The organism is Amycolatopsis sp. NPDC058986 (assembly GCF_042741125.1).
Taxonomy (GTDB): Bacteria; Actinomycetota; Actinomycetes; order Mycobacteriales; family Pseudonocardiaceae; genus Amycolatopsis.
Genome location: NZ_JBHYJW010000037.1, coordinates 26639 through 40999, shown reverse-complemented (window position 1 = coordinate 40999; position 14361 = coordinate 26639). Strand labels below are relative to the sequence as shown.

Annotated in this window: 12 protein-coding genes and 1 pseudogene; 10 read left to right on the top strand and 3 right to left on the bottom strand. The window is 71.5% G+C overall.

All coding sequences use genetic code 11. From position 1 onward, the window contains the following. Positions 1-25 precede the first annotated feature (25 nt). The 9 genes and pseudogenes from ACFW0G_RS28655 to ACFW0G_RS28615 all read left to right on the top strand — a co-directional run bounded on the left by ACFW0G_RS28655 (position 26) and on the right by ACFW0G_RS28615 (position 9578). Positions 26-874 (top strand): NAD(P)-dependent oxidoreductase, encoded by an 849-nt coding sequence (locus tag ACFW0G_RS28655; RefSeq protein ID WP_378328515.1) that lies wholly within the window; start codon positions 26-28, stop codon positions 872-874. A gap of 268 nt (positions 875-1142) precedes the next feature. After that, positions 1143-1541: a DUF948 domain-containing protein gene (locus tag ACFW0G_RS28650; RefSeq protein WP_378328514.1), complete on the top strand. Its 399-nt coding sequence runs from the start codon at positions 1143-1145 to the stop codon at positions 1539-1541. Then, a complete protein-coding gene (locus ACFW0G_RS28645; RefSeq protein ID WP_378328513.1) occupies positions 1538-1840 on the top strand; it encodes a hypothetical protein in 303 nt (100 codons plus the stop codon). The genes ACFW0G_RS28650 and ACFW0G_RS28645 overlap by 4 nt, the downstream gene beginning before the upstream one ends. A 102-nt stretch (positions 1841-1942) precedes the next feature. Then, the gene (gene alaS / locus ACFW0G_RS28640) at positions 1943-4606 is read left to right on the top strand and encodes an alanine--tRNA ligase (RefSeq protein WP_378328512.1); all 2664 of its coding nucleotides are present in this window, start codon (positions 1943-1945) and stop codon (positions 4604-4606) included. Then, a complete protein-coding gene (gene ruvX, locus ACFW0G_RS28635; protein ID WP_378328511.1) occupies positions 4599-5093 on the top strand; it encodes a Holliday junction resolvase RuvX in 495 nt (164 codons plus the stop codon). The genes alaS and ruvX overlap by 8 nt, the downstream gene beginning before the upstream one ends. Next, on the top strand, positions 5090-7036 hold the full coding sequence (mltG, locus tag ACFW0G_RS28630) for an endolytic transglycosylase MltG (RefSeq protein WP_378328510.1): 1947 nt from the start codon (positions 5090-5092) through the stop codon (positions 7034-7036). The genes ruvX and mltG overlap by 4 nt, the downstream gene beginning before the upstream one ends. After that, a complete protein-coding gene (locus tag ACFW0G_RS28625) occupies positions 7026-7889 on the top strand; it encodes a shikimate dehydrogenase (RefSeq protein ID WP_378328509.1) in 864 nt (287 codons plus the stop codon). The genes mltG and ACFW0G_RS28625 overlap by 11 nt, the downstream gene beginning before the upstream one ends. Before the next feature lie 81 nt (positions 7890-7970). Further along, positions 7971-8546 (top strand): annotated as a pseudogene (locus tag ACFW0G_RS28620) (GrpB family protein); the annotation flags it as partial. A gap of 90 nt (positions 8547-8636) precedes the next feature. After that, positions 8637-9578 carry a D-2-hydroxyacid dehydrogenase family protein gene (locus tag ACFW0G_RS28615; RefSeq protein WP_378328508.1) on the top strand — a complete coding sequence of 314 codons (942 nt, stop codon included), beginning with the start codon at positions 8637-8639 and terminating at the stop codon, positions 9576-9578. A gap of 17 nt (positions 9579-9595) precedes the next feature. Here the strand turns inward: ACFW0G_RS28615 and ACFW0G_RS28610 are convergent, their stop codons facing one another. The 3 genes from ACFW0G_RS28610 to ACFW0G_RS28600 are packed head-to-tail and all read right to left on the bottom strand — an operon-like array spanning position 9596 to position 12626. Next, the gene (locus ACFW0G_RS28610; protein WP_378328507.1) at positions 9596-11128 is read right to left on the bottom strand and encodes an alpha/beta hydrolase; all 1533 of its coding nucleotides are present in this window, start codon (positions 11126-11128) and stop codon (positions 9596-9598) included. Beyond that, positions 11128-11943 carry a serine hydrolase domain-containing protein gene (locus ACFW0G_RS28605; RefSeq protein WP_378328506.1) on the bottom strand — a complete coding sequence of 272 codons (816 nt, stop codon included), beginning with the start codon at positions 11941-11943 and terminating at the stop codon, positions 11128-11130. Before ACFW0G_RS28605 ends, ACFW0G_RS28610 begins: the two co-directional genes overlap by 1 nt. A 23-nt stretch (positions 11944-11966) precedes the next feature. After that, the gene (locus tag ACFW0G_RS28600; protein ID WP_378328505.1) at positions 11967-12626 is read right to left on the bottom strand and encodes a TetR/AcrR family transcriptional regulator; all 660 of its coding nucleotides are present in this window, start codon (positions 12624-12626) and stop codon (positions 11967-11969) included. Positions 12627-12722: 96 nt separating this feature from the next. Between ACFW0G_RS28600 and ACFW0G_RS28595 the strand changes: the two genes are divergently transcribed. Next, positions 12723-14210: an FAD-dependent monooxygenase gene (locus ACFW0G_RS28595; protein ID WP_378328504.1), complete on the top strand. Its 1488-nt coding sequence runs from the start codon at positions 12723-12725 to the stop codon at positions 14208-14210. The last annotated feature ends 151 nt before the right edge of the window (positions 14211-14361 follow it).

The window sequence follows — 14361 nt, the reverse complement described above, 5'->3', positions numbered from 1 at the left end:
CATCGCGTTCGGCACCATGGAGTACATGACGACGATCGGCTTCCTCGGCACCGGGATCATGGGCCACGCGATGGCCGCCAACCTCGTCCGCGCCGGACACGACGTCCGCGTGTGGAACCGCACCCGCGCCAAGGCCGAGCCGCTGGCGGAGCTCGGCGCGCGGGTGGTCGACGATCCGGCGAAGGCGGCTGAGGGCGCCGGCACCCTCGTCACCATGCTCGCCGACGGGCCCGCGGTGGCCGAAGCGTTCGAAGCGGCCGCGGTCGCGCCCGGCACGCTGTGGCTGCAGACGAGCACGGTCGGCGTCGACTGGACCACCCGCCTCGCCGAGACGGCGGAGAAGAGCGGAGCGGAGTTCGTCGACGCCCCGGTGCTCGGCACCAAACAGCCCGCCGAGAAGGGCCAGCTCGTCGTGCTGGCCTCCGGGCCGGAGTCGCTCGCCGAACGTGCCGCGCCGGTGTTCGACACGATCGGCTCGCGCACGATCTGGGTCGGGCCGGTCGGCTCCGGCACCAAGCTGAAACTCGTCGCGAACGCGTGGGTGCTCGCGCTGACCAACGCGACCGCGGAAAGCCTCGGCCTCGCCCGCGCGCTGGGCGTCGACCCGACCTTGTTCCTGGAGACGATCAAGGGCGGCGGCCTCGACGTCGGCTACGCGCACGTGAAGGGCGGCGCGATGCTGGCGGGGGAGTACCCGGCGTCGTTCCCGGCGAGCCTCGCCGCGAAGGACGCGCGGCTGGTGCTCGAAGCGGGCGGCGACGCCGTCGACCTCGGCGGGGCGCGGGCGACACTGGCGCATCTGGAGATCACCCTCGCCGCCGGGCACGGCAGCGAGGACATGGCCGCCCTCTACCGCGCCGTAGTCCGCGACTGATCACGCGAGATCTCCATCTGATCACGCGAGTCCTCCGCACACACACGCGAGATGTCCCCCGGCGCACCCGGGCCTCCCGGCATGGTGTGGAGCGGCGCGGGAGGTCTCGTGTGCTCCGGGGGAGATGTGGCGTGATCGGCGGGAGATCTCGCGTGCTGGGGCGGCCTGGCTGCGCTGCGTGACCGTGTGGCGGGGCGCGGGCAACGGGGTGTCGTCCAGGCGGTAACCTCACGGGCACCACAGACCGTGCAACCCCCGAGGAGGGCCCGTGACGCTGGGGCAGCTCGCCGCGCTCATCGCCGCAGGGGCTTTCGTAGTGCTGGTAGTGCTGCTCGTGCGCCCGCTGTACAAGCTCGGCCGCACGCTGGACGAAGCCACCATCGCGATCCGCAAGGCTCACGAGAACACCGACCCGCTGCTGCTCGGGGCGAACGAGACGATCACGCACGTCAACACCCAGCTCGAGCGGGTCGACGGCATCACCGCGAACGCGCAGGCCGTCAGTGGCAACGTCTCGGCGCTGTCCTCGGTGTTCACCGCGACGCTCGGCAGCCCGCTGGTGAAGACCGCGGCCCTGTCCTACGGCATCACCAAGGCCGTCAAGGCGCGCCGGAAGAAGAAGGAAGAAAAGGCCCTGCGCCCCGCCCGGCGGAGGGGACGCAAATGAGGCGCCTTTTCTGGCTCGGGCTCGGCGTCGTCGCCGGCGTCGCGCTCTCCCGCAAGGCCACCGAAACGGCTCGCCAGGCCACCCCGGCGGGGTTAGCATCGAACCTGGGCGACGCCGTGCGTGAGCTGGCCGGCGCCGTCGGTTCGTTCGGCGCCGAGGTACGCGCCGGGATGAACGAACGGGAACAGGAGCTGCACGACATGGTCGAGGAACGGACCGGCTACTCCGCGCCGGTGGCGGGCGGCAGGCACGCCGCCGCACAGCGCCCCGTCCGGCGAGCTCGCCGGGCGGAGGGCTGACGCGGCCGCGTCCGCGACCCGAGGCCCTTCGCCGCCGCCGTTCCCCCATACCCGGCCGGGTACCCGAGCGTGTACCCCGAGCCTCAGCACAAGGACTGACCCGTGGACACACACGAAATCACCGATCGTTTCCTGCGCCATTTCGAGAACAAGGGCCACACCCGCGTTCCCAGCGCCCCGCTGATCCTCGACGACCCGAACCTGCTGTTCGTCAACGCGGGCATGGTGCAGTTCAAGCCGTACTTCCTCGGCGAGGCCCCGCCGCCGTACCCGCGCGCGACCAGCGTCCAGAAGTGCGTCCGCACCCCGGACATCGACGAGGTCGGCAAGACCACCCGGCACAACACCTTCTTCCAGATGGCCGGGAACTTCTCGTTCGGCGACTACTTCAAGGAAGGCGCGATCGAGAACGCCTGGGAGCTGATCACCAGGCCGCAGTCCGAGGGCGGCTACGGCCTCGACCCGGACCGCCTGTGGGCCACCGTCTACGAGGACGACGCCGAGGCGGCGGGGCTGTGGAAGAAGATCACCGGCCTGCCCGGTGAGCGCATCCAGGCCCGCGACGGCAAGGACAACTACTGGGACATGGGCGTTCCCGGCCCCGGCGGTCCGTGCTCGGAGATCTACTACGACCGCGGGCCTGGCTACGGCCGCGAGGGCGGCCCGGTCGCGGACGAGGACCGCTACATCGAGATCTGGAACCTCGTCTTCATGCAGGACGTCCGCGGCGAGAAGAGCCCGAAGCACGGGCACAAGCCGATCGGCGAGCTGCCGAAGAAGAACATCGACACCGGCATGGGCGTCGAGCGCGTCGCGACGATCCTGCAGGGCGTCGAGAACGTCTACGAGACCGATCTCGTGCGCCCGGTCATCGGCCGCGCCGAGGAGTTCTCCGGCCGCCGCTACGGTTCCGACCACACCGACGACGTCCGCTTCCGTGTCATCGCCGACCACGCCCGCACCGGCGTGCTGCTCATCGGCGACGGCGTCACGCCCGGCAACGACGGCCGCGGCTACGTCCTGCGCCGCCTGCTGCGCCGCATCATCCGCTCCGCGCGCCTGCTCGGCGTGCACGAGCCGGTGCTGCCCGCCTTCGCCGCGGTCGTCCGCGACACCATGGGCCCGACCTACCCCGAGCTGGTCGCCGACTTCGGCCGCATCGAAGAGGTCGTGCGCGTCGAGGAGGAGGCGTTCCTCTCGACGCTGACCAGTGGCTCGCGGATCTTCGACCTCGCCGCCGAGGAGACCAAGCGCTCCGGCGGCGAGATCCTGGCCGGGGACAAGGCTTTCCAGCTGCACGACACCTACGGCTTCCCGATCGACCTGACCCTGGAGATGGCGGCCGAGCAGGGCCTGTCCGTCGACGAAGAGGGCTTCCGCACGCTCATGAACGAGCAGCGGCAGCGGGCGAAGGCCGACGCGGCCTCGCGCAAGAGCGGCCACGGCGACCTGTCGGAGTACCGCAAGGTCCTCGAACAGCACGGCGAGACCGAGTTCCTCGGCTACACCGACCTGCAGGCCGACGCGAAGGTCGTCGCGCTGCTGGCGGACGGGCAGCCGGTGACCAGCGTCGGCGCGGGCAGGAAGGCCGAGCTGGTGCTCGACCGGACCCCGTTCTACGCCGAGAGCGGTGGCCAGGTCGCCGACACCGGCGTGCTGGTCGGCGATGGCGTCGAGCTCAAGGTCCTCGACGTGCAGAAGATCGTGCCCGGTCTGTTCGTGCACCGCGTCGAGGTCACCGAGGGCGAGGTCGGCGTCGGCACCGGGCTGACCGGGTCCGTCGACTCGCACCGCAGGCTGTCCATCGAGCGCTCCCACTCCGCGACGCACCTCGTGCACGCGGCCGTCCGCGGCGCGTACGGCAGGCGCGCGGCGCAGGCGGGCTCGCTGAACTCGCCGGGCCGGATGCGCTTCGACTTCACCACGCCTGGGTCGGTCTCGGCGGATGTGCTGACCGAGGTCGAGGAGGAGGTCAACGACTACCTCCAGACCGACGTCGAGGTGCGGAGCTACGTCACCACCAAGGACAAGGCCCTCGAACTCGGCGCGGTCGCGCTGTTCGGCGAGAAGTACGGCAACGACGTCCGCGTGGTCGACATGGGCGAGTACTCGCGGGAGCTGTGCGGTGGCACGCACGTCGGCCGCATCGGCCAGCTCGGGCTGGTCAAGCTGGTCGCCGACTCGTCGATCGGCTCCGGGGTGCACCGGGTCGAGGCGCTGGTCGGCGCGGACGCGCTCCGCTACGTCCGCAAGGAGCAGCTGCTGGTTTCGCAGCTGGCGAACACCTTCAAGGTGCCCTCGGACCAGCTGCCCTCGCGCATCGAGGACGTGCTGAGCAGGCTGAAGAACGCCGAGAAGGAGATCGAGCAGCTGCGCACGCAGCAGGTGCTCGGCTCGGCGGGCGCGCTCGCGGACAAGGCACAGGACGTGAACGGCTTCGCCGTCGTCGCCGAGACCGTGCCCGAGGGTGTCGACGCCAACGGCCTGCGCGCGCTCGCGTCGGAGGTCCGCGGCAGGCTCGGCGCGCGGCCCGGCGTCGTCGCGCTGTTCGCGCCGTCGGGCGAGAAGATCAGCTTCGTGGTCGCGACGACTTCGGCGGCGCGGGACAAGGGGCTCGCCGCGGGCAAGCTCGTGCCCTCGTTCGCCCCGGCCATCGGCGGCCGTGGCGGCGGCAAGCCGGACATGGCGCAGGGCGGCGGCACCAACCCGGCGGGGGCCGGGGAAGCCGTCACGGCCCTGCGCGCGGCGATCGCCGCCCTTGGGTAAGCAGCGCGGCCCGGATCGTCCCGGTGTGGACGATCCGGGCCGGGGCAGGCGCCTTGGGGTCGATGTCGGGTCTGTCCGAGTGGGAGTCGCGCTGAGCGATCCCGCCCCCATCCTCGCGAGCCCGCTCGTTACCCTGTCCCGCGATGCGAACGACGACAGTGATCTGGACCAGCTCGCCGCCCTCGTCACCGAGCACGAGGTCGTCGAGGTGATCGTGGGCCTGCCCAGGACGCTGGCCAACCGGCACGGTTCGGCCGCCGCCATCGCACTCGGCTACGCCGACGCGCTCGCCGGGCGGATCGCGCCCGTTCCCGTGCGGCTCGCCGACGAGCGACTGACGACGGTCACGGCGACGCGTATCCTGGCGGCGCGTGGGGTGAAGGGGCGTAAGCAGCGTGCGGTGGTCGACCAGGCCGCCGCCGTGGAAATCCTGCAGGCGTGGCTCGACGCCGCCGCCGCACAGCACGCTCGGGAGGGCGATTCATGACCGAGCCGCCCGGTGGTTCCGAACGCAGGGGAGGACGTCGACGGCTGCGCGAACCCGCGCCCGAGACACCCCCCGCCCGGAACCCCGAACCCCGGCCCGCGCCAGGGCGATCCGCACCACGGCCCGCGAGGTCCACTCAGCCGGGTGAAATGCCGCCCCGGCATCACCGGCGTGCCCTGCCCCCGGAGGAGCAGCCCGGGTTCGACGAGCCTCCGCCGCGTCGCCGGGCCGTTCCGCCGCCGGGCGCCCCGGTGGAGCCCCGGCCCGCCGGACGTCGCCGCCGGGCCGAACCGGAGGATTTCGCGCCCCCGGCGGACGAGTACCCGGCACCCGCCGACGACGGTTACGGCCGCCGCGCCGTCCGCTCCCGGTATCGCGACGAGCCGGACGAGCCACCGCCACCCCGGGCCCGGCCGCGGCGCGCGGCCGAAGAGCCCGGACGTCCGCCGCGCCGGATGCCCCCGCCCGAGCGGGCCGCGGGTCCGCCCGATCGGCCGGTGGGCCCGCCTGACCGGCCTGCCGGTCCGCCCGACCGGGACGCCGACCTGCCCGCCGAACCACCGCCCCGGATGCCGCCCGAGCGGCCCCGTCGCCCCCGGCCGGTGCGGGACGAGCGGCCCACCGACATCATCCCGTTCGTGCCGGACGAGCCCGAACCGCCGAAACGCGGGTCGCGGCGGGAGCCGGAGCCCGAGGAAGCGCCCGCCGAAGACGAGTTCTTCGACGAGTACGGGTACGACGAGGAGTACGACCCGGAGTACGACGGCGAATACGCCGAATACGAAGACGGTGAGTACGAGGACGAGGAGCCGAAGCCGAAGAAGCGTCGTCGCAAGCGGGCTTTCGGCTGGATCGCCGCCATCGCCGTGCTCGTGGCGCTCGGCGGCGGTGCCTGGTACGGCTACCAGGCCCTGTTCGGCTACGAGGACTTCGAGGGCTCCGGCACCGGTGACGTCCTCGTCCAGGTCGAGGACGGCGATTCGACCTCGGCGATCGGCGCCCGGCTCGCCGACGCGGGCGTCGTCGCGAGCGGGCGGGCGTTCGTCAAGGCCGGCAAGGACAATCCGGCGCTGGCCAAGATCCAGCACGGCTACTACGTGCTGAAACAGCACATGTCCGGGACGAGCGCGGTCGACATGATCGTGTCCCCGCAGGCGCGCGTCGGCGAGCTGGAACTCAAGCCCTACACCCAGTTCGACGACATCACGCAGCCCGACGGCAAGGTCACCCCCGGGGTGTTTTCCTTGCTGTCCAAGGCTTCCTGCGCGAACCTCAACGGCAAGAGCACCTGCATCAGCACCGACGAACTGCGCAAGACGGTCGCGAACGCCGACCTGAAGGCGCTGGGCGTGCCGGACTGGGCGGTGGAACCCGCGTCGAAGGCCGAGAACAAGGACAAGCGGCTGGAGGGGCTCATCGCCCCCGGCGTGTACGACGTCAAGCCCGGCTCGTCCGCACTCGACATCCTCACGAAGCTGGTCAAGGACTCGGCGGCGTCGATCGCCGACGCGGGGCTGACAGCCCAGCATGCCGGGCCCGGCAGGACCCCGTACGAGACGCTGATCATCGCGTCGATCATCGAGCGCGAGGCGGTCACCTCCGACTTCGGCAAGATCTCCCGTGTCATCTACAACCGGCTCGGGAAGAACATGAAGCTGGAGATGGACTCGACGATCAACTACCCGCTCGACAAGCCGACCCTGTTGACCAGCGACGCGGACCGGGCCAGGCCGGGCCCGTACAACTCCTATCTCAACACCGGGCTGCCGCCGACGCCGATCGCGGTGTCCAGCAAGGACGCCATCCAGGCGGCGTTGACCCCGCCGCCCGGCGACTGGCTTTTCTTCGTCAAGTGCGAGAAGAACGGCCAGTCCTGTTTCGCGGTGACCAACCAGGAGCACGACAAGAACAAGCACGACGCGCAGGCCCGCGGTGTCTACTGATCCCGGGCCGCGCAAGGCGGCGGTGCTGGGCAGGCCGATCGAGCACTCGCTGTCGCCGGTGCTGCACGGCGCCGCGTTCCGCGCGCTCGGGCTCGACGGCTGGACCTACGAGCGGATCGAGACCGGCGCGGAGGAACTGCCCGGCTTCGTCGACGGCCTCGGCCCGGAGTGGGCCGGGCTGTCGGTCACCATGCCGGGCAAACGCGCGGCGCTCGACCACGCGGACGAGGTGACCCCGCGCGCGGCGGCTGTCGGCGCGGCCAACACCCTGGTGCGCCGCGCCGAAGGCGGCTGGCGCGCTGACTGCACCGATGTCGAAGGCGTGACCGGCGCGCTGCGGGCCGCGGGCGGGTACACGCCGTCAACCGGGGACGTCGCCGTCGTGCTCGGCGCGGGCGGCACCGCGGCGGCGGCGGTCGTCGGGCTGGCGGATCTCGGCGTCCGCCAGGTCCGGCTCGTCGTCCGGGAACCCGCGCGGGCCGGGGAGACCCTCGACGCGGCGAAGCGGGCCGCACTGGACGTCGAAGTCCTGCGATGGTCCGAAGTGGACTTCGCGGAGCTGACCGCGGCGGCGGTGCTGGTGAACACCGTCCCGCCGGACGCCGTGCTGCCCCACGTCGAGCAGCTCGCGGGCATCGGCCGCGTCCTCGACGTCATCTACCACCCCTGGCCGACGCCGCTCGCCGAAGCCGTCACCGCCCGCGGCGGACGGCTCGCGACCGGGCTGGACATGCTGCTGCACCAGGCTTTCGGCCAGGCCGAGCAGTTCACCGGCCTGCCCGCGCCCCGGGAAGCCATGCGGGACGCCCTGCGCGTGGCGACCGGGAATATCCTTCCGCTGCTGCTCTCCTGAAGTTTCCTCCCGCAAGATCGGCCGCCTGATATTCTGGCCGACTGCCTTGTACCTGTTCTTGGGGAAGGACACTGAGGGGAAATGCCCAAACCGGACAGCTCCGACTACACCGAAGACGACATCGCGTCCGCTTGGGTGGGGGCGCCACCCGTCTTGAATTCGCAGGTCACCCTGGCCGAATACGACCCGGAATGGCCGAAGCTCTACGAGCGCGAGGCCGAGCGCATCCGCGCCGCGCTCGGCGATCGGATCCTCGTGCTCGAACACGTCGGCTCGACCTCGGTGCCCGGCCTGTGCGCCAAGCCGATCATCGACATCCTGCTCGAAGTCCCGGACTCCGACGACGAGGACGCGTACGTTCCCGCGCTGGAGGCCGCGGGCTACCGGTTGAACATCCGTGAGCCGGACTGGGAGAAACACCGCTGCTTCAAGGGCCCGGACACCAATGTCAACCTGCATATCTACTCGCCGGGCAACGGTCAGACCGAGCGCTACCGGCTGTTCCGCGAACGTCTGCGCGCCCATCCCGGGGAACGGGCGCTCTACGAACGCACGAAGCGGGAACTGGCCGCGCGGAACTGGCAGTACATCCAGAACTACGCCGACGCGAAGACCCCGGTGATCGACGAGATCATCGAACGCGCCCGCGCCGCGCGGTAGTGCTCCCGGCGTGAGCTGAAGGGGACTTTCCTCGCGTGACATGCGAGGAAAGTCCCCTTCAGCACCTCACCACGTATGGTGACCGGCATGAAGATCGCGATCCTCGACGATTACCAGAACGTGGCGCTGAACTACGGCGACTGGGACTCCCTGAACGCCGACATCCACGTGTTCACCGAACCGTTCGCGGGCGCCGACGAGGTCGTCGAGCGGCTCGCCGGGTTCGAGGTGGTCGTCGCGATGCGCGAGCGCACCCGGTTCCCCGCCGAAGTCCTCGACCGGTTGCCCGGCCTGAAACTGCTGGTGAGCACCGGCGTGCGCAACGCCGCCATCGACGTGCCCGCCGCCCGGCGCAACGGCGTCGTCGTCTCGGCCACCGGCTACTCCGGGCTGTCGACGGCCGAGCACACCTGGGCGCTCATCCTCGCCGCGGCCCGCAACCTGCCCGCCGAATTCCGCTCGATGCGCGAAGGCGGCTGGCAGCGCACGGTCGGGATCACCCTGCACGGCCGGACGCTCGGCCTGCTCGGGCTGGGCAGGCTCGGCTCCGGCGCGGCGCGGATCGGCCAGGCGTTCGGGATGGAAACCATTGCCTGGAGCCAGAATCTGACTCCGGAGAAGGCGGCGGAACACGGCGTCACGGCGGTCTCGAAGGAGGAGCTGTTCGCCCGTTCCGACGTCCTGTCGATCCACCTGGTGCTCAGCCGGCGCAGCCGGGGGCTCGTCGGCGCGGCCGAACTCGCGGCGATGAAGCCCTCCGCGTTGCTGGTGAACACCTCCCGTGGTCCCATCGTGGACGAGGCCGCGCTGGTGGATGCCCTGCGGCGCAAGGAAATCGCCGCGGCCGCGCTCGACGTCTACGACATCGAACCGCTGCCGTCCGACCATCCACTGAGGACACTCGACAACGCGATCCTGACCCCGCACCTCGGCTACGTCGCGCACGAGGTCTACGAGGTCTTCTACGGCGACGCGGTCGAGGACATCGCGGCCTACCAGGCGGGCAACCCCATCCGCGTCATGGAGTGAGCCGGGCTCGCGAGCTGCTAGAACGGCTGGGCGTCGGGGGCGCAGATCGCGCCCTCGGCGGGCACCTTCAGCTCACCGAGGTACCGCGCCACGGCGTCCCACGCGCATTTGCTGGGCACGTCCAGCGACGTGTGCCCGGCGCCGTCCACCACCAGCACGTGGCCGTCGCCGAGTTCGGCCGCGGTCGCCCGCGCGTTGCTCAACGGAGTCGCGGGGTCGAACCGGTTGTTGAGCACCAGGATCGGGTTCTTCCGCTGCCGGTTCCACGGCCCGGTGTAGCGGTCCGCGTCGTGGCCGGGCCAGCCGATGCACTGCGTCAGCGAGAACACCGCGGCGAGCCCGAAATACGGTTGCCGCGCTTGCTCGCTCGCGGCCAGCTTGTCGTAGTCGGCCGGGCTCTGCGGGTTGTCGCTGTCGACGCACTGCACCGCAAGGAACCCGCCGTTGTGCACCGGGACATACGGGTCCAGCACCGGCCGCGTGTCCGCCGCGCCGGCCGAGGATGCGGCGAGGGAGTTCAGCGTCTGTCCCAACGACTTCCAGCGCGGCGAGAGGTACAACGCGCTGTCGATCGTCTGCAGCAGCGAAGCCAGCGTCACGCCGCCGACCGGTCCCTGGCTCAGCTTCGCGAAGATGCCGGCGAACTTCCGCCGTTGATCTCCTTGCGAGAACGCGCATTTCGGCCCGGCGGCGGCGCACACGGCGAAGAAGTGCTCGAGTTCTTCCTGCTGGGCCGAGGCGACATCCGCGCGGACGTCGACCGGGGCGTGCTCCTGCCCCGGCTTCCCGGTCGCGTTGGCGACCAGGTCGAGCGTGCCGTCGAGCACCATCGAACGCACCGAGCCAGGGAACAGGTTCGCATACGTGCCACCGAGATACGTGCCGTAGGAGTAGCCGTAGTAGTTCAGCTCCCTGTCCCCGGCGGCCTGGCGCAGCAGGTCCAGGTCGCGCGCCACGTTCGCCGTCGAAAGGTGGTCGAGCAGCTCGCCCGACCCGGCCGCGCACGCCTTGCCGACGGCTGCGCTCGCGGCGTAGAAGGCGTCGTGCTGGTCCGGGCGCAGCGGCGAACCTTCGGCCTTCGGCTCGTCCGCGCCGGGACAGCTGACCGGCGCCGAACCGCCGATGCCGCGCGGGTCGAAGCTCACCAGGTCGTAATGGGCACGCACTTCGTCGGGATAGTGCGGCCCGAATCGGGTCAGCTCGCCGACGCCGTCCGTGCCCGGTCCGCCGAAGTTCACGAACAGCGTTCCGGCCCGGTGCGCGGGATCCTTCGCCGGGAGCTTGATCACCGACAGCGTGATCGTCTTTCCCCGCGGTTCGCGGTAGCTCAGCGGCACCGGGGCGCTCGCGCACTGGAACGCGCCGTGACACGGTGTCCAGCGCAGTTCGGGGACAGCCGCGCCGTTGGTGCCCAGCGGCGGGGTCACCGCCTCGGCCCGATCGGCGGCCTGCCCAGGCCGGGGCTGGGACTGGGGTTCGGGCGACGCCGGGGCGCAGGCCGTCAGTGTCAGCAGCAGGACGGCGGCGAGCGCGCCGCGCCGGGGCCGCATCAGCCGCGCAGCTCCGCCAGCACCGCGTCGGTGTAAGGCGGCCACACCTCGGCCGCCCACAGGCCGAACGCGCGGTCGGTGAGCGCGACACACGCCGCGCGGGCTTCCGGGTCGACCCACAGGAACGTCCCGGACTGTCCGAAGTGGCCGAACGTCGCGGGCGAACTCGACGAGCCCGTCCAGTGTGGACTCTTGTGGTCGCGGATCTCGAAGCCGAGGCCCCAGTCGTTCGGCTTCTGGTGCCCGAAACCGGGCAGCACACCGGAAAGCCCGGGGAACACGACGTTCGTCGCCTCGCGCACCGTGCCCGCGTCGATCAGCTTCGGCGCCTGGAGCTCGGCCGCAAAGGCGACCAGGTCGTCCACAGTGGACACGGCGCCGGATGCGGGGGAGCCGTCGAGCCGGGTGGTGGACATGCCGAGCGGGCCGAGCAGCGCCTCGGCCTGGTACTGCGCGAACGGGATGCCCGAGTGCTCGGTCAGCGCGTCGGCGAGCTGCTCGAACCCGGCGTTGGAGTAGAGCCTCCTGGTGCCGGGCGCGGCCATCGCCTTGTGCGCGTCGAAGGCGAGCCCGGAGGTGTGCGCGAGCAGATGCCGCACGGTCGAGCCTTCGGGCCCGGCCGGGGTGTCCAGCTCGAACACGCCCTCTTCGACGGCGATCAGCGCGGTGTAGGCGGTCAGCGGCTTGGTGACCGACGCGAGCCGGAACGGGTGCCGGGTGTCCCCGTGGGTCCCGAGCACGGCGCCGTCCGCGCCCACCACCGCCGTCGCGGCGGTTTCGACCGGCCATTCGTCGATCAGGCGCACGCTGTCCATGGCGCCAGCGTATGGGAACCGCCTCAGGCCGTGCCGCCGGGGGACTTCGCCGCCGCGGTGGCTTTCAGGCCGGCGATCAGCACGTCCAGCGCCCGCTCGAAGTCCTTGTCCGGGTCGAGCCGCGGCAAGGTGCCCAGGAACCTGCTGAAGTGCGGGAACTCGCCCGCGTCGACGGCGGAGAACGGCGCCAGCTGCTCCGGCCCCGGCAGTTCGTTGCCGAACCCCGAGGTGACCAGGAGCAGTGAGCCGAACACCAGGCCGTTGACCGCGGCCGTCATCCGGCGGAGCTCGTCGCCGCCGAAACCGGCCTCGGCGAGCGCGCCGAGCAGTTCTTCGATGGGGAGCAAGGCGATACGGGAGGTCGGGTTCGCCTGGTCGGACGCCATCGCCAGCGGTACGACGGGATGGCGCCGGTAGGTCCGGTACATGCCCAGCGCCAGCGACCGCACACGTTCGGCCCACGGCAGGGCGGGGTCGGCCCTCGGGATGCCGGCCATCACCCGCTCCGTGATGCCGTCGAGGATGTCGGCCTTGTTCGAGACGTGGTTGTACAGCGCCATGGCCTCGACGCCGAGCGTCTTGGCGAGCTTGCGCATGGTCAGCCCGTCCAGGCCTTCGCTGTCGGCGAGCGCCAATGCCGCGTCCAGGACTTTCTCCCTGTTGAGCGGCTCTCGTCGGGCCACGGGCGGTCTCCTCGGTCGATGTGTTCCTTGACAGCGCCGAGTCTAGTCCGGAGTATTTACGTTGTAAATTTACAGCGTAAATACCGGGAGTGGATCATGACGGATGTGATCGTGGCCGGGGGCGGTCCGGTGGGGCTGCTGCTGGCGAGCGAGCTGAAGCTGGCCGGGGCCGACCCGCTGGTGCTGGAGTCCGCACCGGACGGCGCCGCGCGCCGCGCCCGCAGTCTCGGGCTGCGTGGCGTCAACGGGCGCACCACGCAGTCGCTGGCGATGCGCGACCTGCTCGGGCCGCTGGCCGAGGCGCAGGAGGCGGTGTTCGCCGCCATGGGCGAGCTGCCGGGTGGCCGCGACGCGCCCGAGGTGTTGCTGCGGCTGGTCCGCGAGGGCAGGGCGAGGGGGCACTTCGGCGGGCTGCCGCTGCTCAAGGAGGCGGGCGAAGGTGGCGGGGCCACGCCGAACTATCTGATGAAACAGCACGCGCTGGAACAGATCCTCGCCGATCGGGCCCGCGAGCTGGGGGTGCGGATCGAACATGGCTGGACCGTCGCCGACGTCGTCGACGATGGCGAGTCGGTGACCGTCGTCGCCGACGACGGCCGGACCGAGCGCGCGGCGTACCTGGTCGGCTGCGACGGCGGTCGCAGCGTGGTACGCCGGAAGACCGGGATCGAGTTCCCCGGGACCGACGCGACGATGACCGGCCGGACCGTGGTGGCGGAACTGGCCGACCCCGATTCGCTCACCTCGTCCGTGCGTGCGCCCGGCGGCCTCGTCAACCTGTCGATGGTCCGGGGCGAGATCGCCACGATCGAATTCGACGGGGGACCGGCGGACCGCGACGCGCCGTTCACCGCCGAAGAACTGATCGGCAGCCTCCGCCGGGTCACCGGACGGGACATCGCCGTGAAGCGCGTGGAAGCCGGGATCCGCTACAGCGACAACACCCGGCAGGCGGCGACGTACCGCAAGGGGCGCGTGCTGCTGGCCGGGGACGCCGCGCATGTCCACTCGCCGATCGGCGGGCAGGGGCTGAACCTCGGGATGCAGGACGCGATGAACCTCGGCTGGAAGCTCGGCCTCGTCGTCCGCGGGATCGCGCCCGAGTCCCTTTTGGACACTTACCACGCGGAGCGGCATCCGGTGGGGGCGCGGGTTCTGCGGAACACCCGCGCGCAGGTGGCGTTGATGCGTCCGGGGCCCCAGATCGAGGCACTGCGCGAGGTGATGAGCGAGACGCTGGCGATCCCGGTGGTGCGGGACAAGTTCATCGCGATGGTGAACGGCGTGGACATCGACTACGCGCCGGACGCGCATCCGCTGGTGGGCCGGTTCCTGCCGGGGCCGGTGCCCGAGGTTCGCGACGGCAAGGCGTTGCTGCTGTCCGACGACGACGAAATCCTTGCCACCGCAAGGGGATTTGACGACCGGGTCCGGGTGACCGGCGTGCATCCGGACATCGCGGGACTGCTCGTCCGCCCGGACGGCTACGTCGCCTGGGCGACGTCGGAGGCGGGTACGGACGGGCTGGCGGAAGCCCTGTCCACGTGGTTCGGTGCCCCGGCCGCCGTGCCGGTGGCGGGCTGAGGGGGAGAGCCGTGGGGGGGGGGGGGGGGGGGCCCCCCCCCCCCCCCCCCCCCCCCCCCCCGCCCCGCCCCCCCGGCGCCGGGCGGAGGGCGCCCAAGGGGGCGCCCCCCCGCCGGCCCCCGGGGCCCCCAACCCAACACCCGGAGTGCGA